The organism is Methylomonas sp. LW13, from assembly GCF_016865255.1.
Lineage (GTDB): Bacteria > Pseudomonadota > Gammaproteobacteria > Methylococcales > Methylomonadaceae > Methylomonas.
The window spans coordinates 2,797,725-2,816,641 of the sequence record NZ_CP033381.1 but is presented as its reverse complement, the minus strand read 5'-3'; the positions used below and the strand labels follow the sequence as shown (position 1 = coordinate 2,816,641).

Genomic DNA, 18,917 nt, shown 5'->3' with positions numbered 1-18,917 from the left:
AAAAAACTTAAGTCCGACGGGCTCCTAGGATCAATTAATCGGTGATGATTCTGGTTTTAGGGATTTGGCTTAGCATGCACATTTGGCAGACTTGCGGGTACTTACAGCCATGAATGACCAAATAGGGCGTATGGCAGGTCGTACAGCAAGGTAATTCAGCGAGTCCGTCTCTCAGGGCTTCGACGATAATCCAGGCTTCATCGAAATTTGCAGGCCGTATGCGGCCAAACGGCCGGCGTTCCTGAATATGGTTTGGGTAGAATTTACAAAAAGTGTCCCAGGCAAATACCATGGCATTCAGGTCTATTTCCGCTCTGATAGCGCCTGAGCAAGCGCTTCGATAGATTGAAGCAAATAGGGCCATGTAAAGAAACGACTCGCGTGACTGCGGCATTGACGTAATGCTGGGGATCAGTCCCGCCACTGGGCTTTCGCGGTGCAGCGAAAAGTAAAGGTTACACAATTCTTTGGGGCGCAGGGTTTTGATGACCCGGCTGGCCAATTTGGTACGCAACTTTCGTTTCAGTAATTGATAGGCCCAATACTGATCTTTGAGTCGAGCAGCAAAAGAGCAATGGTTGCTCATGACTCTGGTGAATGGGGGGACAAAAGCGTTAGGAGTTCGACAGTCCGCGCGGCAAGTGCTTCGGGGTCTTCGGTTTTTTGGACGTCTAGGAATTTGCTCCATTTGTGGGTGTTGAAACGGGGGGCAAAGGTTAGGCAATCACTTCGAGCCAGGCTCTTCAACTGTTCGAGTGGCATCTTTCTGAGCAACGACACCGCTTCGGTCGTGAGACCTAAGCAGAACATGGCTTTCTGTTCGCTGCCGGAAAAAATTAAGGATTGAGCGACGATGAGGTAGTCGAGATTGAGTTTGTAGAGATTTTCGTCCATTCAGGAATCCTTGATGGACTAAAGAATCGCTCGGATCTGATCAGCCAAGGCAATCACTTTTTGCCCATACTGGATGGCGGCCGGCTCGTTTTTCCAACTGTAATATCGGCCTATGCCATGTGCAAGATTGTCAAGCACTGATTGGATGGCCTCGGAGAGTATGCTTGCGCCGATTTCGAGATTGGTGCCTGGTATCAAGAGTTGCTCTGGTTTCGCAACACGGTGGCCATGCCATCGCAGATTCACCTGCATAATGCCGACGTCGATATTGCGCTTGCCTTGCTCCAACATTTGATTGAGTAAGGCTTCTGCCTCCTGCTGACTGCCGGGAATAAAGACGTTGCCTGCGTTATTGATGGCCCAGGGCCAGGGTATGACTCGATTCTGTGCGCCGTTTTTTCGCGATTCCGTGAGCGCAACGGCATACAGAATATAGGGATCAATGCGATGCCTACGACCTACTTGCCCCCACAGCGTGTTTTGTAATTTAGTGTTTGATGCCAGGGACTGTTGGTTGTTGCCATTCGCTTGAATGGAATCAGCAGCCATTGATTCCATGGGTTGGCTGATGATGCAAAAGCCGCCCATCATGCCAATCCGAAGATGCTTAACAACGTTTTGAAATGGAAACTTATGCTTAAGATTTTTTGAAGGAACAATGAACATCGCAAGCTCGCCATAATGGTCTTGAGGCGAGTTTACGACGATGCCAAAAATTCTATATGTTCGAAAAACCACTCTTTAAGCTGTTTTTCGCCCATCCTCTGAATTTGGCCTTGTTTTTTTACTTAATCTTATGAACGGAAGGAATCCTTGTTACCCGGAGCGCCCCTATCATACTGACCGTCAAATAGGTGAAAGACAAACCATCGTTCTACAACCCAAGCAAGCCTCGATATTGACCAGACAGGAATAGGAACGGCGGTTTTTGGCGGGTAGGTTGCGGGAGATGGTTAGGTTGAATGATAGGGGCTGTTGCCTTTTTACATCGGTAACCATGTAGTGGTCTAATAAAAATGGACACCCAGATAAATGCACAAGCCAGGGCGATAGCACCTTCAAAATTGCGTTTTAGTTTGTCATATCGGGTGGCAATAGCTCTAAAATGTTTCAGTCGCGCAAATACGTTTTCAACGAGGTGGCGATATTTATAGAGACACCAGTCCATTTCCTCATTCCCGACTATTGAATTTTGTTTTCTTGGGATGATGGGGACTGTGCCTTGGTCTCGAATTTGAATCCGTAACGGCTCGCTGTCATACCCTTTGTCTGCAATCATGTAGCCCGCCTGGGGGAGCTTGGCCACAAATTCCGGCGCTTCTTTGCAGTCATGTACTTCGCCCCCCGTAATCGAGAACTGGATGGGAAGTCCACCGGCATCAACCGCCATATGGATTTTGGTCGTGTTGCCTGCGACCGATTTCCCGATGGCTGTTGGATTTTCATGGGCGCCGCCGCTACTGTGTTGATGGGCTTTAATAATGCTGCCATCAATAAATAGCCATTCCAAATCAGGCTCAATCACTAGCGCCTGAAAGATACCCCTCAGCTTTTCTTGCAGTGACCAGGCATTGAAGCGCTTGTACACGGCATTCCACTTGCCAAAAGCGACGGGCAAGTCTCGCCAAGGGCAGCCAACACGCAAGCGATAAAAAATCCCTTCGACCGTTTGCCGAAGACCGGGTTTGTCGTAAATGCTGAAACTCAACATAATCGTTTTTAGCTTTTCCCAGTGGGTATCTGTAAGCAGTTGGCGTGGCATTCGCTAGCTATCGTTTGATTGAAAACTCAATCAATATGGCTCGCCAATCGATTTTCAAAGGGATTATGACAAAATGGCAACAGCCCCCAATGAAATTGCAGAGATGAGCAAAGTCGTTGATATTGTCTGTCGCTAACCGAAAACCGTAGTGACGGGGGGCTGTTTTTAGTCGACCGATAAGCGATTGACGCCGCTAAACAGTGCGCCGGGCGACGCGGTCAGACTGCAAGCCGACGGCCTCATCAGCAAACAGGAACTGGCCGACCGCATAGGCCTGTCGGCATCACCCTGCCTGCGGCGGGTGCGAGCGGTGGAGGAGGGCGCCTGAGCGTCGGCTATCGGGCCTTGTTGGATGCCAAAGCCTTGGGTCTGACACTGATGGCCTTGAGCCACATTCCGATAGACCAACACACGTCGGAACGTTTCAACACATTCGAGGCGGTGGTTGCCGGCATTCCCGGCGCGACCGTAGCTTCTTGTTACGGCGGGTCGTGGATAAGACGGCGTTTCCGGTGGGGGGTGGGCCATGATCATTCCGAATCCACTGCTGGGCAGAGTTTGCAAACATGGCAAATCACTGACTCAAACCGTTACACAAAAAATGAACGCCGCAATTATCATTCAACGCGCAACTACTTCCAATGCAAGAGTCTGCCTTCGCGTAGGCTCAAGGCAGCTCTGTCAAAACGTTTGACTGCAATCGGCTCGCCTAATACCATCCACCCACTAAAATCAGCTCCGGTAACAGCCTCAAAGCAGCAAACACACGGCTTGTAATCTTGCTGGCCGACTAATTGATGACCACCCCTTCAAGGATCAGATGAAAACCTATTTGACTTGTTTAAGCGCGATATTGCTTTTGCTCAGCGCTTGCGCCGGTTCGCCGCCGCTAAAATCGAATAACGTAGCACGCGGCGATTACAGCTACCTCAAGACTCATCTAACATGGTTGATTGAACAGGAAATGTCCGAACAGGACGTGGAAGGTTTGAGTATTGCCGTGGTCGACGATCAGCAGGTCGTTTGGGCGCAAGGTTTTGGTTATGCCGATCAAGACAACCGGATTGTCGCCACACCGGAAACGGTTTATCGAACCGGCTCCATCTCCAAGCTCTTCACCGATACGCTGGTCATGCAACTGGCGGAGCAGGGCAAGCTGGATATTGATCAGCCGCTACAAACCTATCTGCCGAATTTTGCCATCAAAAGTCGCTTCCAGGATGCCGGACCGATAACGCCGCGCAACATCATGACCCATCATTCCGGTTTGCCGGGTGATAGAGGCAATGGCATGTGGACTAACAACCCGGCGCCGTTCAGTCAGCTGGTCGACACGCTGAAAGACGAATACGCCGCCTATCCGCCCAATCGCATCTGGGCCTATTCGAATCTGGGCATCACTTTATTAGGGACGATGTTGGAACGGCTGACCGGCGAGGATTTCAGCCGTTATGCCGACCGGCAGCTGTTAAAACCGCTTGGTATGACCAATGCGGCATTTGCGCCGGGCATATCGGGAGAACTGACTTCCAAAGCCTATAAGAGTGATCAGGAAAAGGCCGAAGTGGCACTGCGCGATATGCCGGCCGGCGGCTTGAATGCCGATGTTTTGGATCTAAGCCGTTTTATCGCCATGGTCTTGGCGGACGGCAAAGCCAATGGCCGGCAACTATTGAAGCCGGAAACCCTAAATGAAATGCTGCGCCAGCAAAACCAGGATGTGGCGCTGGATGTGGGCAATAAAATCGGTTTGGGCTGGTTCTTGACCAGCAAGCCCGGTATCGGCGATGTGGCCGCACACGGCGGAGCAACGCTTTTTCACCGTAGCCTGCTGACGGTGCTGCCGGAACACAAGCTAGGCGTGGTCGTGCTGGCGAATTCCCCGCCCACCGGCGACTCGATCGACAAAGTCACCGATAAGGCACTAAAACTGGCGGTTGCGATAAAAACCGGCCAGCCGCTGCTGGAGGACGCCGAAACGCCTGAAATCGAAACACGCGGCTTAACCGCGCAAGAGCAACAATTGGGGGCAGGGCAGTATGCAACCGCGTTAGGCTACATCAAGTTAACAGCCGATGGCGACACCTTGGTCACCGAACTGAACGGCAGCAGTATGGATTTGGTCGGCAGGGACGATGGCAAATTCGGCATTCGCTACAAACTGCTGGGCTTGATTCCAATACAACCAAAGCAGCTGGCCGAGGTTGGCTTGTCGATACGGCATGTCGACGGCCATGATCTGGCGTTGGCCCATTGGCACGGCCAAACCTTTGTATTGGGCGAGAAAATCCAACCCGTACCGATTCCCGCCGCCATGCGTAGCCGTCTGGGTGAATACGAGATTGTGAATCTTGCCGAAGGCGAGGCGATGGTTCCGGAAAAATGCGCGCTACGCGAGCGGGACGGTTTTTTGATGCTGGAGTATTCCATTCCCACATTCGACCTGAATAATCTGACCCTCCCGATTGCACCGGTATCGGAAAACGCCGCCGTCATTCTTGGGCTGGGGCGGGGCATGCAGGAAACCGTGCGGCTGGAGACGATTAATGGTCAAGAATTTGTGGCTTATTCCGGGTATTTATTGCGGAAGAAATGAGCAAAACCTTTAGGATTAACAGTTGCCAGTTAGGGTTTAATGAGTGTTCTCAAGCTTGCCATCATCCAGCAATAAGGTATGCCGATGAGTGAATTTATCGCCTATCTGCCCGAAATGTTCGAACTGTTCGGCACCATTCAGATCCGTAAGATGTTTGGGGGCTATGGTGTCTACCACGATGGCTTGATGTTCGCGCTGGTGGCGGACGATACTCTGTATCTCAAGGCGGATGCCGAGAATGCCAAATTTTTCGAGGAACAGGGGCTTGCGCCATTCGAATATCAGCGGGAAGGCAAAATGACGAAAATGTCATATTACCAAGCGCCGGCCGAGTTTATGGAAGACCGGGAGCAGGCCGTTCTGTGGGCGCGGCGCTCGTACGACGCCGCGCGTAGAGCCCAACGTAAAAAACGCAAAAGCAAAACGGACACGACAGTGATACGTCATTTAGACTGATTCAGAACACCTAATATCGAATAATGTTGAACCCCTCTTCCTGCTGAGGGGCGACGAAGAAACTTGTGATTAGGTCAAATTCGGTATCAGCCACTACAAAAGCGTGAGTGCCAGACGCGTTTCTCGCACGTAAACGTGTCAAGCATTTGTCGTCCGATACATCAAGAAAATGCAACACATGCCTTGATTCGGCTCTGTCGATAAGAGATCTCATCCATTTTCGGTTTGCGACGGTGTTGGCTGGAAAATCCAATACCACGGACACACCTATTCGAAGCAAATCGGTCACGTGTGGACCGATCGCGTCACGCAAATTCGAAGCACATCGAACATAGTCCGCCACAGTCTTGATGTCGTCTGGATATAGATGTACAAGCCAAGTGTCCTCGCTGAGGATCACCGTGTCCGGCGTCTTGGCCAGTTCCTTTGCCAATGTCGATTTGCCAGAGGCGATTTTTCCGCAGAGCAGATGCAATGTTGGCAGTAGCTTTGGCATTTTATATGGCTCCCAGTAAGTCAGTGCCATACGAATTATCGATAACACAAAGCCACTTGCCGACAGGGTCTTCCCGAAAGACATAGGTGGCGCGCCTTGACATGCAATTCGCTACACCGGCAGCATCCGCCGTTTCCAGAACGGTTTCCATGATCACTAGAGCCGTATTTCCGCTCTGAATGACATGCATCGCGCCTTGTTTGACCACAAGACTATGGTTGAAATATTCGGTGATCGCGAGGAACGCCTTATGGATTTGTTCCTTGCCTGTAGCAATCAAGCCTGGCTTGATGACGAGCGTTGCATTGTCTGCGTAGAAAGCCATCAAGGTAACGAAGTCCTCTTCAGTGATTGCTTTGTCAGCAGCTTCGATAATTTGTTTAAGTGGATGGTAAGCCATATCGATCTCCTTGGTAGGTTAAGGCACCAAGAGACAGGCAATATTGAACCCGCCTCAGGGCGGGTTGCAGTAGAAAGTAAACGTGCTAACCCACCATTGTTGAAATGGTGGTAATAATAGCCAGCAGGGTTGGGAGGACGTTAATCATGATGGGATGCTAACAGAAGCTATAGTGCCGATCAAACGATAAACTAGCTGAGCATTTTTAGTAATTCGAATCTGCGTGCAATAAAACAACGCTAACAGATCGAGCCGCAGTTAGTATTGCTGGAACTAGCGGAACTGGAACAGGCCGTGCGGACCTATCCCTTTCCCGACGCGGAAACCCAGCCCGATACATTGCACCTGAATTTTTTGCTGTCCGCACCGGCCAACCCCGACCTGGCCGCGCTGGCTGCCATCTAGAAAGACAGCGAACGGTTTAGTCTGATCGATCTAGTTTTCTACCTGCATGCACCGGAAGGAATCGGCCGCTCGAAACTGGCGGCCCAGGCCGAAAAGCGCCTTGGTGTGGCGATGATCGGCCGCAATTGGCGAACGGTTTGCAAGCTCGTCGAACTGGCGAGAAGCATGACACTCCCAAACGCCGCGGATCGATAAGCCAAGTGCGAGACGGCATTTGGTTTACCCGCGCATTCGTCATGTGCTTGCCCAGTGCATGCGGCCGCTCGGGCTCGTTCCCATTTCTTAACGTTTGGTTGGCAAATTCGGCGAATTTGTCGAGAACTGATGCCGCCGTGATAATTTCGTGATTAGATTTACGGCTCCGCTTGGCCGATAATCAGCTTTATTTTGTCTAAAACCGCCAACCATGCCGCCTACGAAACACCTGCTCCTGGTCGAAGACGATCCCGACATTGCCGGCCTGCTGGCCGCCAATTTGCGCGAGGAAGGCTACAGTGTGGATTGGGCGGCCGACGGCGAGGCCGCGCTGGCCGCGATTGCCGGCAATCGTTACGACTTGTTGCTGCTGGACGTCATGCTGCCCGGTGTGGACGGCTTGGAAATTTGCCGGCGGGTGCGGGCTGGGCCGGTTTATACCCCCATCATCATCGTCAGTTCCAAATCCAGCGACGTGCAACGGGTGGTGGGTTTGGAAATGGGCGCCGACGACTACATCGTCAAACCGTTTGCATTGGCCGAGGTGGTCGCTAGAGTACGGGCGCTGTTGCGGCGGGTGGCGGCGTTGAGTGAACCCATCGCCATTCAAGCAGATGCCGTTCTGGTCGCTCACGGTTTGCGGATCGATGTGCAAAGCCGCACGGTGGTTTTGGACGGCCAAACGCTGGCGCTGACCGCCCGCGAATTCGACTTGCTGCATTTCTTCGCTCGCCATCCGGGCCGTATGTTCACCCGGCTGGAACTGTTGAACCAGGTCTGGGGCTACAACCACGACGGCTACGAACATACCGTCAACTCCCACATCAATCGCTTACGCGCCAAAATCGAAGCCGATCCGGCCAAACCGGCGCGAATACTGACGGTGTGGGGCGTTGGTTACAAGTTTGCCGAAGCGGACACCGCCGACGCATGACGCTGAGCTTCCAAAGCCGCATCGCTCTATTGTTCGCGGCGCTGTTCGTCGCGGTGCAGGCGCTGACGGTGGCGTGCATTTACGTGGCGGTGCGAGACAACCTGTTGCACCAACTCGACCAGGACTTGCGCTACGCCGAGCAAGCCTTCCGGCAACTGCTGGTCGAACGCGCCGAACGAGTCGCCGGCGAGGCCGGCTTGCTGGTCGCCGATTTTGGGTTTCGCAGCACCGTCACCGGCGGCGACCCGGCCACCATCGCCTCGGCCTTGGAAAACCTGCTGCTGCGCATCCACGCCCAACGCGGCTTGTTTATCGATCCACAATTTCAGGTGCTCGCCGATAGCGCCGGCCAGTGGCAAGGCCAGCCGTTTCCGTATGCGCAAGCCTTGGCAAACACCGACGCCACCCGCTCACTGGTCTGGTTCGGCGTGTTGGACGGCCGCTTGCAGGAATGGGCGCTGGTGCCGGTGTCGGCGCCGCTGCCGGTGGGCTGGGTGGCGGTGGCGCAGGCTGTCGACGAGCAGCGTATCGCCCGATTTCGGCAAAACTCGCTATTGCCGCTGCACATCGGTTTGGCCGAACTCAGTGCCGACGGCGGCCGCCTGCTGGCCGCGTCGGCACCGGACGCGGCCCTGGCCTTGCTGCACAGCTCGACCAACCGGGCGCTGGCGGCCACGGTCGATACCGCGCAAGGCCGCTACCTCGGCCGCATACTGACGTTGCCGGCGGCCGGCGGCGATCAAGGCGTCGCCGCATTGCTGCAAATCAAGTTCACCGATGCCTTCGCCGGCTACCGCCATATGCTGTTACTGGCGGCCGGGGTGTTGCTGCTCGGCCTGTTGACGACGCTGGCTGGCAGCGTGGTCATCGCCCGCAATCTGTCGCGGCCGCTACGGGCCTTGGCCGGTGCCGGCGAACGAGCGGTCAACGGCGATTTCGCTGCCTCGCCGCTGACCGGCCGCAACGACGAATTGGGCAGACTGGCCGATACCTTCGTTCGCGCCGCCCAACTGGCCGGCCAACTGGGCGAACTGCGCCAAAAAGACCAGGAACGCCGCGAGTTGGTGGCTTCGATGTCGCACGATTTACGCACGCCGTTGGCTGCGTTACGCGCTTTTCTCGAAACCATGCAGCGCAAGGCCGATACCTTGCCGGCCACCGAACAGCAGCATTTTCTGGACACCGCGCTGCGCCAGACCGAAAAAGTCAGCCGGCTGGCGCAGGAACTGTTCGAACTGGCCAAGCTGGAATGCGACGACGCCAGCCTGAGTCCCGAGCCCTTCAATCTCGCCGAATTGCTGCAGGACGTCGCCCAAAAATACCGGCTGCAAGCCGAGCAGCGCGGTGTCAGCTTGCAAGCCGAACTGCGCCCGGACTTACCTCTCGTCAGCGCCGACATTGGCCTGATCGAGCGCCTGCTGACCAATCTGATCGACAACGCCTTACGCCACACCCCACCCGGCGGCCGAGTGCGGCTGGACGCCTGGCCGGCGCGCGGCCGGATAACGGTGGCCGTCCGCGATACCGGCATCGGCATCGCGCCGGAATATCTGCCGACTTTGTGCGATTGGGACTCACCGCTGGCCCGCCGTGCCCGCGCCGACGGCGGCGGCTTCGGGCTAATCGTAGTTGGCAAGATCGCCCAGTTGCATGGCGGCCGCTTGCAAGTGGATAGCACCCTGGGTGTCGGCAGCGAATTTCGCTTCGACTTACCGCTGGCTGATTCCACACGCACCGCGACAGGCAAATCGTAAACATGCTGTTATTGGCCGCTCGATTCCCGGTCCCGCCAAGCTCGTTCCCGCAGCAGCGGCAAAGCTGGAAGCCACCCTGCCTAATGCAGTCGCTTCTTCTGCTGACGCTTTTCGGTTTGATGATGCAGATCTGCCGAGCCGACGACGGCCAATTTCCGGAAGTGACCTGGCACGGCCTGCTGGACCTGCGCTACCAACACAGCGACGCCGCGCCGGGCGAGCTGGAGAACGGTCTTGGCAAACTGCGCGCCGGCGGCGAACGCGACCGCTGGAGGGTAAACGAAGCTGCCGCCACGTTGCAGGTGCGGTTGGACTGGGATTCGATGCTGAACGCCACCGTCAAATACGCCGACCGTCAATCGACACCGCTGGACTTGACCGAAGCCTATCTGGCCTACCGGCCGGTCGGTGCCGCCGGCTGGCGTCTGGCCGGGCGCTTGGGCATGTTCTTTCCGCCGATTTCGTTGGAAAACACCGGCACCGCCTGGAGCAGCCCGTACACGCTAAGTTCGTCGACGATCAACGCCTGGGTCAGCGAGGAATTGCGTACTTTCGGCGGCGAGTTACGTGTGGATTACCAGACCGAAGCCGGCGACAAACTCGGCGTGTTCGGCGCCGGTTTGGCCAACAATGATACCGCCGGCCTGATGTTGGCCTGGCGCGGCTGGAGTTTGCACGACTTCGAATCCACGTTGACCGGCCGCCTGCGTCTGCCGGAAGGCATCGCCATACCGGCGCTGTTTCCGAAGCAGGCCAAGGCCAGCCAGACCTTCGTCGAAGTGGACGGCCGCCCCGGCTTTTACGCCGGCATCGCCGCCGAACGGCCCCAGCGTTACACCTTGCGCGCGCTGTATTACGACAACAACGCCGATCCGGCCGCGCTGTCCGCCGGCCAGTACGGCTGGCACACCCGCTTCTGGAGTTTGGGCGCCAAAGCCGAATTGCCCTGGGAAACCACTTTGATTTCACAAGCAATGACCGGGCGAACCAGCATGGGCGAATTGCTTGGCGATTTGCGCGCGGTCGACGTCGGCTTTTGGTCGGCATCCTGGTTGCTGAGCCGGCCGCTGGGCGATGGCCGTTTCAGCGTGCGCTACGAACGCTTCGGTAGCGACGAACGCGATTACCTGCCGCAAGACCGCAACGGCGAACACGGCCAAGCCTGGACCGTCAATTACAATCTGACCTTTGCCCAGCACCATCAATTGAATGTCGAATTCAGCCGCATTTTCAGCGCCCGTCCGGCGCGCCAGGAACGCGGCGAAGCCGCTTATCAGGAGGACACACTGTGGCAAGTCGCTTACCGGCTGTTTTTTTAACGGCCTGGGCCGCCGTCGCGCCGGCTGCGGAATTGGCGGGTAAAGCCTTAGCCGGCGGCCGGCCGTTGGCCGATCTGGTGGTCGCCGCCCAAGCCTTGGATGCCGCCGGCCGGGTCAAAGCGCCGCCGGCGCCGGCGGCCATGGCCTTGGACCAGAAAAGCCGCGAGTTTGTCCCGCACGTGTTGGCGGTGCGCAGCGGCACACCGGTGTATTTTCCGAACAGCGACGCGATCAAGCACCACGTCTATTCGTTTTCCGCAGCCAAGCGATTTGAGATCAAGCTCTATAGCGGCGTGCCGCGCGAACCGGTGCGCTTCGACCAGCCCGGCATCGTCGCGCTGGGTTGTAACATTCACGATTGGATGCTGGGTTACGTCTACGTCAGCGATGCCGATTACCTTGCGGTTTCCGACGCCGAGGGCCGCTGGACGCTGGATTTGCCGGAGGGCCGCTACCGCCTGAGCTTTTGGCATCCGGACGCAGCCGAACAAACGGCCGAGCAAATCGTCAGCGTACCGGCCGGTGAACTCGCGGTGACGGTGGAATTGAAAGCCCGCTTCCCCACCGGCAAGCCGCCAGCCAGCTTGCAAAATCAGGGTTACGGCGACGGGTTTTGATGCGGTGCGAAGCTGGAGTACAAATCTAGTTTTGCACTCCACTGCGTTGAAGCGACCGCCTCAAGCCGGCAAAGCCGACACCGGCGCGCGCTTCCGGAACCAACCGAACAACGGCAACGCGCTGCCGAACAACCATGCCGCCGCCGGAGCCGGCACTTGCGACACCGCGCTGATTTGCAGCAGCGGCGTATTGGCGCCGGGCAGGTCGGTAAAGTTGTAACCGGCCGGCGTTCCTAATCCGGCATAGACCGCGAAGTCGTGGTTGGCCTGAATCGTGCCGTTTTGCGCCGGGCTATCCGCCGCGTTAGACCCGACCAGGAACGCCGCGCCAGTGGTGCCGTCCAGTTCGGTGCCGGCGTCCCAAATGCTGCTGCCGTTCTCGACGAAGGTGCCGCCGGTGAAATGGCCTTGGGCGTCGAACAATTCGATTTCGGTCGGCGAATCGTTACCGACGAAACGGTCGTTGGACGGCACCACCATCGCGAAATAACTCAGATAACGGTTTTTCACCGGGTCCAGATCCAGGGTGACGCTGCCTTTGGCGCCGGGCAGGAAAATGCCAGGGCCGAAGGCGTTGACCGACGCGGTCACCGTCGCGCTGGAACCGCCGGCCGCTGCCGCGCTGCTGGCCGCGAATGCCGACGACAAACCGGCGCCGCTGCCTAATTCGGCAATCGCTTCGATGGCCGACGACGCAGTGGTGCCGACATCGAACGCGTCGAACGAACCGTCGTGCAAGGCGATGAAAAACGGACTCAAGGCCGGCCCGTTGGCAGCAGATAAATTGCTGAAACTCAGCGTGACCTGCGCGGCCTCTGCCGAACTTAAAGGTGCCGCACTGGCCGCTAACAACAGCGCCGACAGCGTAAAAGCATGGTTTTTTTGCATCGTGATTCTCCTTAATATGAATGCCAAATGGCGCGGCCATTGTGCAATCGGAAAAGTCACGAAATCTTCACGGGGAGGTCAAATGCACGTGAGATGTGAGCTGTCATTGGGTCAAATGCCAGAAGGTATCAGTTCGGTCAAAAACAGCCAGACGGAACAGAATTACCAGTCTTAGATGGAAGGCATTGGGAGCGTTGAATTCACGAACCACACCGATCACGAACGATGTGCTTCACACTGTTCAGATTATCCATGGCCCTCCGGATTTTCGTTTTTGTTGCAAAACGATCAGGATTGCCGAATTCGTGCCGCTTCCTGCAAATCGGCTATCAGCTGCTGCGGCTCTTCTCGATAGCGGCGCATGAGTTCCGGAGGAGCTGCCGTATGCTGGTCGTAAATGACACTCCAACGGCTAATTTCGAGTAGCACAGGCACCAGATCGAGCGCTTTTTCCGTTAGCTCATAAAACACTTGGCGTTTGTCTTCAGGCTTGTGTTTACGGATGACGAGTCCGTCCGCTTCCATTTTTTTCAGTCGCGAAGCCAAAATATTGGTTGCGATTCCTTCTTTCGAAGTCATCAACTCCCGGTAGTGCCGTTTGCCACTTAGCATCAGATCGCGGAGTACGATCAGCGTCCACCGGTCTCCGAACACTTCAAGGGCATAATCAATTGGGCATCTAGTTTCGAGTTTCGAGTCGGACATTTGGCTTATTTACTTGCGTTTTGCAATTGAAATGGGATAATTAGTTGCATATTGCAAGTATATCAATCGAAGCTTATTCCGCAAACCACATTCATCAGGAGATCGTATATGTCGCCAATAAATTCTACTGCCACCAATATCTCGTTGCCTCGGATTTACACGGCTCCTTGCATCATAGTCGGATCAGTCGCAGCATGGTTATTTTGGCTATTAGCCGGTGAACATCGGGCTGTTCCACCGGAGCTGCTTGTGTCTCCCATGGCCACGCTCTTTACGCTGACGGCTTTGGTATGGCTGACGATGGTCGTCGCACGCAATGTTGCCGTTATTCGAGGACATGCGTCGATCAGGTATTTCGCGGATTACAAGGCGGATGTTCCAGCCGACGATCGATTCGAGCGTCCGGCTCGAACGTTCAATAATCTAATGCAAGTACCCGCGCTTTTTTATGTGATTTGCCTATTGATGCTTGTCGAGAAAGAAGTGGACACCGTTCAAATCGCGCTTGCCTGGGCTTTTGTTGTACTCAGGTATGTCCATGCCGTCATTTATATGGCGGTAAACTGGGTGCCGTATCGCTTTGCGACTTGGGCTTCAAGCTGCATCATTCTGGGCGTGCTTTGGTTTCGCTTTGTGACGGCGGTTGGGTTGGGATAAGCTTGAATGGACTCCAGTTGGATGGTTGTTACAAAAAACCGAGCAGCGCCGCTTTAACGGCCGCTGCGGTTTTGTTGCTGGCATTTAATTTCGCCGCAGCATTGCTGATATGAAAATTAACAGTCCGCTCGGTTATTTTCATGATGCCGCCGATTTCGCCGGCGGTTTTCCCATCGGCAGTCCAGCGTAATACCGCAATCTCTCGGTTCGACAGTTTCGCATCCGCTTCCGGCAGCAATTTGGGCAACAAGCGGCGCGATAGGGCAATATGCGCATTTTGGGTCAACCAAGCCATTTTAAAAGCCTTGTCCGCAAGCTCGGTTTCGGTCAGCGGCTCATCGGATCGCGCCAACGTCAGCATGCCGGTGGCGCCATGGACATCCCGGATGGATTGCGCCCAACCATAACGCAATCCGAAGGAACGCGCTTCCTCCCAAAACGCCGCCGTTGAAGCGAACAAACCGTCCGTCCAAAGGATAGGCAAAGGCGAGTACAGAGCGTGTTTGACGGTGGGATCGATCGCACAATAGTTTTTTGTTTGATATTGCGCTTGCCAAGCCGATGGATAATTACTTATTTTCACGATCTTCGGATTGCTCAGCGGCAGCGCCAACCTAAGTCCATAGGCACAGTAATCAAAACCCAATTCCGCGCCCAATGAAACAATGGTTTGGATAAGCTGATGCTCGCTATCGCTCGTCTGCAACGCTTGAAGTTGAATTTCTTGCCAGGCTTTCATGGGTTTACCGTCGTTAGAACTGTTCGAAAGCTTAACCTAAAGAGCGAAATCGCCGAAACTCAATATGTCCAGAGTTTTTACCTACAAAGCAGAATGGCGATATAAGCTGTCAATATTGACAGTTGTTGGAGCTTTGAAAATAGCGTCTAATCCAAGGAGTTTCAGATTTACCCTGTATTTCAGCAGCGTTTTTTTGATTGTTCAGTAGTAACCGATGAAAACTAAACAGTCACCATTTTATCCTTGATGTTCAATACTTAGCGTTGCAATGAAAATACTGGCTTTATCCGGCAGCTTGCGGGCGGCGTCCGTCAATTCCGCCGTGCTACGCACTGTAAGGCATTTGGCGCCGGCTTCGATTGATGTCAGTCTGTTTTCCGGGCTTGGCGACTTGCCCTTATACAATCCGGATTTGGAAACCGCGCCTCCGGCCATCGCGGCGCAATTACGCATTGAAGTCGCCACTGCGGATGCCTTGCTGATCGCCAGCCCGGAATATGCCCACGGCGTTACCGGTACCATCAAAAATGCGCTGGATTGGTTGGTGGCATTCGAGGGCTTTGCTTACAAACCGGTGGCGGTATTGAACGCGATGCCCCGCGCCCATCATGCCGATGCCGCGATCCGGGAAACCTTGATCACGATGTCGGCAACGCTGATCGAAGCGGCATCAATCACTTTACCGTTGCCGAGCGCGAACATCGGCGAAGCAGACCTGCTGGCTATGCCGGAAATACTCTCTTTACTTACCGACGTATTAACGGAAATCGAACGCGCGGTGAATCCATCACCGGCGATGAAACCATACCTGGACGCAGCCTTTATATCGATAGCCAACATCCCGCGATAATCGCGCAAGCCGCAAAGTTGGCGGACGGTTGTGGCAATGAGGAAGAAATCGCCAAACACTGTTTCGAATTCGTTCGCGATGTTATCAAACACAGTTGGGACTACCGGCTGAATCCAGTGACCAGCAAAGCCTCCGAGGTATTAATCCACGGCACCGGCTACTGTTACGCCAAAAGCCATTTGCTGGCGGCGCTGTTGCGCGCCAACGGTATTCCGGCCGGGCTGTGTTACCAACGGTTGACGATAGACGGCGACCAGCCTCCTTATTGTCTGCACGGTTTGAACGCGGTTTACCTGCAACAATACGGCTGGTACCGGATCGATGCGCGCGGCAATAAGCCCGGCGTGAACGCGGACTTTTGCCCCCCGCTGGAAAAATTGGCGTTCCCGATTGTGAATGCTTTGGAACAAGATTTACCCGGCATCCGGGAGGAACCCTTGCCGATCGTCATCAGGGCCTTAACCGAACACCAAACCGTCGAGCAGGTTTATAACAACTTGCCGGACGTTGACCGTCAAAATCATACTGTCTAACTGAAGCGAATATGGCCAGAAATATTGAAATCAAAGCGCGAATCGACAGCATCGAATCACTATGGCCGCTGGTGGTCAATATTGCCGATGAAGGGCCCATCGAAATCATCCAAGACGATACCTTTTTTCCTTGCTCTAATGGCAGGCTGAAACTTCGCGCCTTCTCCGATCATGGCGGACAGCTGATTTTCTATCAACGCCCCGACAGCGCAGATCCCAAACAGTCTTTTTATGTGATTTCGCCCACCGCATCGCCGGATACACTCCGGCAAAGCTTGACGCTTGCTTATGGTGAACGCGGTAGGGTGCAAAAACACCGCACATTGTTTATGGTCGGCAAAACCCGAGTGCATTTGGATAGAGTCGAAGGACTGGGTGATTTTCTGGAATTGGAAGTGGTGCTTGGCGAGGGTGAACCTAACGAAGCCGGTGTGTCCATTGCGCACGCATTGCTGGAAAAGTTAGGTGTCTCCCATCATCAGCTAATAGAAGATGCCTACGTTGATTTGCTTGCAAAATTGCCTAGCACGACAAGGCAAACTGTCGGAAACTAACAACGCTATTTGTTCTTTGTTGAGAAATTATGATTGAAAAAATATTCAAGCTGTCAGAGAGTGTTCGCTACGTCGCCATCTATAGAAATGGTCAGCTAGAATCGAAAGCAAAATCGAATATGTTGGGCGCCAGCAGTTCGGAGAGCGATAGATATGAAGAGCTGTTGGTCAATCCTACCTTGCTTAAATTGGCCTCGCAACGAGGCAACATCGACTGCGGCGGTTTGGAATACCTGCTTGTGCGCTATGGAAATTTTTTCCAGTTTGTGTGCCCTATCAGCTTGGGTCATATATCGGTGCGCATAGAACCAGATGCGGATCCCATTCAAATAGGCACGAAAATTAAGTTACTGCTACACAGCGACTTATAACATGCTGTTCTTTGAGGCCAAAACCTGTTTTTGTACACTACCCCTTTATCTAGCATGGTAGTTGAACAGAGCTTGCCAACATCGGCAGCCCACTTAATTTGAACATCGATCGGAGAGAATCAGCCATGGATGTCTCGCAATTACCTTTCAATCAGTTGCTCGGTTTAGAGCTAGCCAACCCGGATAGCGGCTTTTTAGTTTGCTTACCGGAAAACCCTCAATACGCCAATCATCTCGGCACCGTTCACGGCAGCGCCTTATTGGCGGTTGCCGAGGCGGGGTCCGGTGCGTTTCTTTCACAGCAGTTTTCCGGTACCTCAGGCATCGTTCCGGTGGTCAGAAAGCTTGAGGCCAAGTTTCGCAAGCCGGCATTAGGGCAGGTGTCGGCCAGATGCAATGTCCCCGCTGAAGAGACTGAGCGATGGTCTACTGAGCTGACATCCCGAGGCCGGGTAGTGGCCGCAATTCCCGTTGAGGTTGTCGATGGGGCGGGAGTGGTGGTCATGTCGGCCGTCGTCGAGTGGTTTATCGTTCAAGGTGCAACCAATTAATGGAAAAATTTATGCAAGCAATCGACCGCTCATCCGCTGAGCACTACACATGGGGAAACGGCTGTGATGGCTGGCATCTCGTAAAACGAGCCGACATGTCGGTGATCTCCGAACGCGTACCGCCCGGCGCAAGTGAAGTACGTCATTTTCACGCCAGCGCTCGCCAGTTTTTCTATATTTTGGAAGGTTGCGCCATTCTGGAAATAAACGGCAAACGCATCCCATTATCCGAAGGACAAGGCATTGAAGTTGATCCCGGGACACCACACCAATTCCTCAATGAATCCAGCGCGGACGTCCGGTTCTTGGTGATTTCTCATCCGGCTACACTAGGTGACCGTTTAGAGGTTTAACATGATGCTCAAATGTAACGCCAGCGCCTTAGTTCCCGGTCATATTGCAAGTTAAGTGATGGAAATTACTTTAATCCGACACGGTAAGCCGGCGTTCGAGCTGAAAGGCAAAGTCAAAGCGCGGGACATCGGCGAAATTGTCAGCTGTTATGATTTATCCGGCATAGCTGACGAACCGCCGGAACACGCCAAGCAACGCGCTTCGGCATGCCATATCGCCGTTTGTAGCGACTTTATCCGTTCTCTGGAATCGGCCAAGGCATTGGGATTTGCCGATGTTTTGCTGAGTGACCCGGTGTTTCGGGAAATTGCTGTCCCTCATTTCAAACAGGGTGGGTTGACGATGTCGGTTGGTGCCTGGGGCTTATTGTTACGCTGTCTGTCGACGATGGGATTCTCGCGAAACGGCGAGTCGCTCGCCATGGCGAAACAGCGGGCGCAAGTCGCGGCATCGTTATTAATAGACCTGGCGCATGAGCATCAAAGCGTCTTGTTGGTGGGGCATGGTTTCGTTAATTATTTCATTGCCCAGGCGTTGTTAGCCAGAAATTGGGTTGGTCCCGCGAAGCCGGGCGGCGGCTATTGGGAATATGGGGTATATCGCTATCGTGCAACATGATCCGCAAAGGGAACAATTTAAGCCACATTCAACAATATGCTTGCATCGATTACCGGCAACACCAAAATACTCGGCGTCATCGCCCACCCGGTCAGCCAAGCCGGAACGCCGGCCAAGGGAAAGTCATCCACACCGGCGTTCCGATGTTGGCCGCGCAAATGCATCTGATGCTGGCTTTCATGGGAGCCGAGTGAGATGCAATAGGCCAAGAGCGCTTGTCAATATAGATTAAATCCTAGACTGCGGCTGCAGCGATGGCGGATCATAAG

Annotated in this window: 25 protein-coding genes and 1 pseudogene; 15 read left to right on the top strand and 11 right to left on the bottom strand. The window is 54.4% G+C overall.

Going from position 1 to position 18,917, the window contains the following annotated elements; genetic code table 11:
* Window positions 1-34 precede the first annotated feature (34 nt).
* From JL719_RS12735 to JL719_RS24495, 5 genes and pseudogenes are all read right to left on the bottom strand, one after another.
* On the bottom strand, window positions 35-586 hold the full coding sequence (locus JL719_RS12735) for a FlhC family transcriptional regulator (protein ID WP_033159612.1): 552 nt from the start codon (window positions 584-586) through the stop codon (window positions 35-37).
* Entirely contained in the window at window positions 583-894 is a 312-nt protein-coding gene (locus JL719_RS12730; protein ID WP_033159611.1) for a flagellar transcriptional regulator FlhD, read from the bottom strand. Before JL719_RS12730 ends, JL719_RS12735 begins: the two co-directional genes overlap by 4 nt.
* Before the next feature lie 18 nt (window positions 895-912).
* The gene (locus tag JL719_RS12725; RefSeq protein ID WP_084153573.1) at window positions 913-1,560 is read right to left on the bottom strand and encodes a transglycosylase SLT domain-containing protein; all 648 of its coding nucleotides are present in this window, start codon (window positions 1,558-1,560) and stop codon (window positions 913-915) included.
* Window positions 1,561-1,909: 349 nt separating this feature from the next.
* Window positions 1,910-2,656, bottom strand: a pseudogene (locus JL719_RS12720) (IS5 family transposase); the annotation flags it as partial.
* Window positions 2,657-2,821: 165 nt separating this feature from the next.
* Window positions 2,822-3,184, bottom strand: a complete 363-nt coding sequence (locus tag JL719_RS24495) for a hypothetical protein (RefSeq protein WP_423246170.1) — start codon at window positions 3,182-3,184, stop codon at window positions 2,822-2,824.
* Window positions 3,185-3,476: 292 nt separating this feature from the next.
* Between JL719_RS24495 and JL719_RS12710 the strand changes: the two genes are divergently transcribed.
* The gene (locus tag JL719_RS12710; RefSeq protein ID WP_033158714.1) at window positions 3,477-5,252 is read left to right on the top strand and encodes a serine hydrolase domain-containing protein; all 1,776 of its coding nucleotides are present in this window, start codon (window positions 3,477-3,479) and stop codon (window positions 5,250-5,252) included.
* An 84-nt stretch (window positions 5,253-5,336) separates the two neighbouring features.
* Window positions 5,337-5,708, top strand: a complete 372-nt coding sequence (locus tag JL719_RS12705) for a TfoX/Sxy family protein (RefSeq protein ID WP_033158739.1) — start codon at window positions 5,337-5,339, stop codon at window positions 5,706-5,708.
* Window positions 5,709-5,718: 10 nt separating this feature from the next.
* On the opposite strand, the gene JL719_RS12700 is transcribed toward JL719_RS12705, so the two are convergent.
* Both JL719_RS12700 and JL719_RS12695 read right to left on the bottom strand, forming a co-directional pair.
* The gene (locus tag JL719_RS12700; RefSeq protein WP_033158713.1) at window positions 5,719-6,204 is read right to left on the bottom strand and encodes a P-loop nucleotide/nucleoside kinase family protein; all 486 of its coding nucleotides are present in this window, start codon (window positions 6,202-6,204) and stop codon (window positions 5,719-5,721) included.
* Between the two features lies 1 nt (window position 6,205).
* The gene (locus JL719_RS12695; protein ID WP_033158712.1) at window positions 6,206-6,604 is read right to left on the bottom strand and encodes a YybH family protein; all 399 of its coding nucleotides are present in this window, start codon (window positions 6,602-6,604) and stop codon (window positions 6,206-6,208) included.
* 264 nt (window positions 6,605-6,868) lie between these two features.
* Here JL719_RS12695 and JL719_RS12690 point away from each other — a divergent pair, with 264 nt between their 5' ends.
* From JL719_RS12690 to JL719_RS12670, 5 genes are all read left to right on the top strand, one after another.
* Window positions 6,869-7,009, top strand: a complete 141-nt coding sequence (locus JL719_RS12690) for a DUF1697 domain-containing protein (protein WP_165385959.1) — start codon at window positions 6,869-6,871, stop codon at window positions 7,007-7,009.
* 406 nt (window positions 7,010-7,415) lie between these two features.
* Window positions 7,416-8,138, top strand: coding sequence for a response regulator transcription factor (locus JL719_RS12685; protein ID WP_033158711.1), 723 nt, complete (start codon window positions 7,416-7,418; stop codon window positions 8,136-8,138).
* Window positions 8,135-9,892: an ATP-binding protein gene (locus JL719_RS12680; RefSeq protein WP_051670389.1), complete on the top strand. Its 1,758-nt coding sequence runs from the start codon at window positions 8,135-8,137 to the stop codon at window positions 9,890-9,892. Before JL719_RS12685 ends, JL719_RS12680 begins: the two co-directional genes overlap by 4 nt.
* Before the next feature lie 83 nt (window positions 9,893-9,975).
* Window positions 9,976-11,211, top strand: a complete 1,236-nt coding sequence (locus JL719_RS12675) for a hypothetical protein (protein WP_129871396.1) — start codon at window positions 9,976-9,978, stop codon at window positions 11,209-11,211.
* Window positions 11,181-11,828: a methylamine utilization protein gene (locus tag JL719_RS12670; protein ID WP_051670387.1), complete on the top strand. Its 648-nt coding sequence runs from the start codon at window positions 11,181-11,183 to the stop codon at window positions 11,826-11,828. Before JL719_RS12675 ends, JL719_RS12670 begins: the two co-directional genes overlap by 31 nt.
* A 60-nt stretch (window positions 11,829-11,888) precedes the next feature.
* Here the strand turns inward: JL719_RS12670 and JL719_RS12665 are convergent, their stop codons facing one another.
* Together JL719_RS12665 and JL719_RS12660 are read right to left on the bottom strand one after the other, a co-directional pair.
* Window positions 11,889-12,716 carry a spondin domain-containing protein gene (locus tag JL719_RS12665; protein WP_051670385.1) on the bottom strand — a complete coding sequence of 276 codons (828 nt, stop codon included), beginning with the start codon at window positions 12,714-12,716 and terminating at the stop codon, window positions 11,889-11,891.
* Between the two features lie 288 nt (window positions 12,717-13,004).
* A complete protein-coding gene (locus JL719_RS12660) occupies window positions 13,005-13,421 on the bottom strand; it encodes a winged helix-turn-helix transcriptional regulator (protein ID WP_033158709.1) in 417 nt (138 codons plus the stop codon).
* A 258-nt stretch (window positions 13,422-13,679) separates the two neighbouring features.
* Here JL719_RS12660 and JL719_RS12655 point away from each other — a divergent pair, with 258 nt between their 5' ends.
* Window positions 13,680-14,078: an MAPEG family protein gene (locus JL719_RS12655; protein ID WP_225892849.1), complete on the top strand. Its 399-nt coding sequence runs from the start codon at window positions 13,680-13,682 to the stop codon at window positions 14,076-14,078.
* A gap of 28 nt (window positions 14,079-14,106) precedes the next feature.
* Here JL719_RS12655 and JL719_RS12650 read toward each other — a convergent pair whose 3' ends face one another.
* The gene (locus JL719_RS12650; RefSeq protein ID WP_033158707.1) at window positions 14,107-14,817 is read right to left on the bottom strand and encodes an autoinducer binding domain-containing protein; all 711 of its coding nucleotides are present in this window, start codon (window positions 14,815-14,817) and stop codon (window positions 14,107-14,109) included.
* Window positions 14,818-15,085: 268 nt separating this feature from the next.
* On the opposite strand from JL719_RS12650, the gene JL719_RS24080 reads away from it, so the two are divergent.
* The 7 genes from JL719_RS24080 (at window position 15,086) to JL719_RS12620 (ending at window position 18,648) form a co-directional block, all read left to right on the top strand.
* Window positions 15,086-15,667: an NADPH-dependent FMN reductase gene (locus tag JL719_RS24080; protein ID WP_051670383.1), complete on the top strand. Its 582-nt coding sequence runs from the start codon at window positions 15,086-15,088 to the stop codon at window positions 15,665-15,667.
* A 17-nt stretch (window positions 15,668-15,684) separates the two neighbouring features.
* Window positions 15,685-16,200 (top strand): transglutaminase-like domain-containing protein, encoded by a 516-nt coding sequence (locus JL719_RS24075; protein ID WP_225892848.1) that lies wholly within the window; start codon window positions 15,685-15,687, stop codon window positions 16,198-16,200.
* A gap of 11 nt (window positions 16,201-16,211) precedes the next feature.
* Window positions 16,212-16,754, top strand: coding sequence for a class IV adenylate cyclase (locus JL719_RS12640; protein ID WP_033158706.1), 543 nt, complete (start codon window positions 16,212-16,214; stop codon window positions 16,752-16,754).
* A gap of 29 nt (window positions 16,755-16,783) precedes the next feature.
* Complete coding sequence (locus JL719_RS12635; protein ID WP_051670381.1) at window positions 16,784-17,125, top strand: hypothetical protein; 342 nt, start codon at window positions 16,784-16,786, stop codon at window positions 17,123-17,125.
* A gap of 125 nt (window positions 17,126-17,250) precedes the next feature.
* On the top strand, window positions 17,251-17,676 hold the full coding sequence (locus tag JL719_RS12630) for a PaaI family thioesterase (RefSeq protein ID WP_033158705.1): 426 nt from the start codon (window positions 17,251-17,253) through the stop codon (window positions 17,674-17,676).
* A gap of 11 nt (window positions 17,677-17,687) precedes the next feature.
* Window positions 17,688-18,029, top strand: a complete 342-nt coding sequence (locus JL719_RS12625) for a cupin domain-containing protein (RefSeq protein WP_033158732.1) — start codon at window positions 17,688-17,690, stop codon at window positions 18,027-18,029.
* A gap of 58 nt (window positions 18,030-18,087) precedes the next feature.
* On the top strand, window positions 18,088-18,648 hold the full coding sequence (locus JL719_RS12620; protein ID WP_033158704.1) for a histidine phosphatase family protein: 561 nt from the start codon (window positions 18,088-18,090) through the stop codon (window positions 18,646-18,648).
* Window positions 18,649-18,665: 17 nt separating this feature from the next.
* On the opposite strand, the gene JL719_RS12615 is transcribed toward JL719_RS12620, so the two are convergent.
* Window positions 18,666-18,857 carry a hypothetical protein gene (locus tag JL719_RS12615; protein WP_129871395.1) on the bottom strand — a complete coding sequence of 64 codons (192 nt, stop codon included), beginning with the start codon at window positions 18,855-18,857 and terminating at the stop codon, window positions 18,666-18,668.
* Window positions 18,858-18,917 lie beyond the last annotated feature (60 nt).

Excerpts from the sequence above, each read along its gene's own strand:
- JL719_RS12625 (WP_033158732.1), top strand. The coding sequence starts at position 17,688 with ATGCAAGCAATCGACCGCTCATCCGCTGAGCACTACACATGGGGAAAC.
- JL719_RS12620 (WP_033158704.1), top strand. The coding sequence starts at position 18,088 with ATGGAAATTACTTTAATCCGACACGGTAAGCCGGCGTTCGAGCTGAAA.
- JL719_RS12730 (WP_033159611.1), bottom strand. The coding sequence starts at position 894 with ATGGACGAAAATCTCTACAAACTCAATCTCGACTACCTCATCGTCGCT.
- JL719_RS12705 (WP_033158739.1), top strand. The coding sequence starts at position 5,337 with ATGAGTGAATTTATCGCCTATCTGCCCGAAATGTTCGAACTGTTCGGC.
- JL719_RS12700 (WP_033158713.1), bottom strand. The coding sequence starts at position 6,204 with ATGCCAAAGCTACTGCCAACATTGCATCTGCTCTGCGGAAAAATCGCC.
- JL719_RS12735 (WP_033159612.1), bottom strand. The coding sequence starts at position 586 with ATGAGCAACCATTGCTCTTTTGCTGCTCGACTCAAAGATCAGTATTGG.
- JL719_RS24080 (WP_051670383.1), top strand. The coding sequence starts at position 15,086 with ATGAAAATACTGGCTTTATCCGGCAGCTTGCGGGCGGCGTCCGTCAAT.
- JL719_RS24495 (WP_423246170.1), bottom strand. The coding sequence starts at position 3,184 with ATGGCCCACCCCCCACCGGAAACGCCGTCTTATCCACGACCCGCCGTA.
- JL719_RS12650 (WP_033158707.1), bottom strand. The coding sequence starts at position 14,817 with ATGAAAGCCTGGCAAGAAATTCAACTTCAAGCGTTGCAGACGAGCGAT.
- JL719_RS12680 (WP_051670389.1), top strand. The coding sequence starts at position 8,135 with ATGACGCTGAGCTTCCAAAGCCGCATCGCTCTATTGTTCGCGGCGCTG.
- JL719_RS12665 (WP_051670385.1), bottom strand. The coding sequence starts at position 12,716 with ATGCAAAAAAACCATGCTTTTACGCTGTCGGCGCTGTTGTTAGCGGCC.
- JL719_RS12725 (WP_084153573.1), bottom strand. The coding sequence starts at position 1,560 with ATGTTCATTGTTCCTTCAAAAAATCTTAAGCATAAGTTTCCATTTCAA.
- JL719_RS12655 (WP_225892849.1), top strand. The coding sequence starts at position 13,680 with ATGGCCACGCTCTTTACGCTGACGGCTTTGGTATGGCTGACGATGGTC.
- JL719_RS12685 (WP_033158711.1), top strand. The coding sequence starts at position 7,416 with ATGCCGCCTACGAAACACCTGCTCCTGGTCGAAGACGATCCCGACATT.
- JL719_RS12695 (WP_033158712.1), bottom strand. The coding sequence starts at position 6,604 with ATGGCTTACCATCCACTTAAACAAATTATCGAAGCTGCTGACAAAGCA.
- JL719_RS12635 (WP_051670381.1), top strand. The coding sequence starts at position 16,784 with ATGATTGAAAAAATATTCAAGCTGTCAGAGAGTGTTCGCTACGTCGCC.
- JL719_RS12630 (WP_033158705.1), top strand. The coding sequence starts at position 17,251 with ATGGATGTCTCGCAATTACCTTTCAATCAGTTGCTCGGTTTAGAGCTA.
- JL719_RS12660 (WP_033158709.1), bottom strand. The coding sequence starts at position 13,421 with ATGTCCGACTCGAAACTCGAAACTAGATGCCCAATTGATTATGCCCTT.
- JL719_RS12710 (WP_033158714.1), top strand. The coding sequence starts at position 3,477 with ATGAAAACCTATTTGACTTGTTTAAGCGCGATATTGCTTTTGCTCAGC.
- JL719_RS12640 (WP_033158706.1), top strand. The coding sequence starts at position 16,212 with ATGGCCAGAAATATTGAAATCAAAGCGCGAATCGACAGCATCGAATCA.
- JL719_RS12675 (WP_129871396.1), top strand. The coding sequence starts at position 9,976 with ATGCAGTCGCTTCTTCTGCTGACGCTTTTCGGTTTGATGATGCAGATC.